The organism is Halorubrum sp. SP9 (genome assembly GCF_005435015.1).
GTDB lineage: Archaea > Halobacteriota > Halobacteria > Halobacteriales > Haloferacaceae > Halorubrum > Halorubrum sodomense.
The window spans coordinates 1-600 of sequence record NZ_SGXU01000163.1; the positions used below are offsets into that span (position 1 = coordinate 1).

Consider the following 600-nt stretch of genomic DNA (forward strand, 5'->3'; position numbering starts at 1 on the left):
CTGATCGCCCGAACACCATTCTCCTCTCGATCGACGCGCTCCGTGCGGATCACCTCGGAGCGCACGGCTACAATCGGGAGACGAGTCCGTTCCTCGACGAACTCGCGGACAGAGAGCTCGAATTCACGACGGCGATCTCCGCGAGTTCACACACCCGAGAGGCCGTCCCGGCGCTGTTGAGCGGGCGCTATCCCGACGTGTTCGCTGCGAACGGGTACAGATACGTGCCGAAGACGGTCGCTGATCGACTCTCGGAAGCAAGGTTCCGAACCGCCGGGTTCCATTCGAATCCCTACGTCTCGCGGGCGTACGGCTACGACAGCGGGTTCGATACCTTCGACGACGACCTCGTCCTCGGGCAGAATCGGTTCGTCGCGCTCGCGCAGCGAGCGCTGAACAAGTTTGTCTTGAATAAAGGAGAGTACCACGCTCGTGCCGCGGAAATCAACGACCGATCGCTCTCTTGGTTGGATTCAATCGGCGACGATCGGCCCTTCTTCCTGTGGAACCACTATATGGATCCTCACGGGCCATACAATCCGCCTGCGGGCTACACGTACGCCGACCGCGAACTGTCGAACGACGAGGCGCAGACGCTCT

At 61.2% G+C, this 600-nt stretch carries 1 protein-coding gene; it reads left to right on the forward strand.

Translation table 11 applies throughout. The features are described from left to right. Positions 1-17: 17 nt before the first annotated feature. Positions 18-600, forward strand: a 583-nt coding sequence (locus tag EXE45_RS21465) for a sulfatase-like hydrolase/transferase (protein ID WP_241989516.1), incomplete at its 3' end; no start/stop codon positions are given.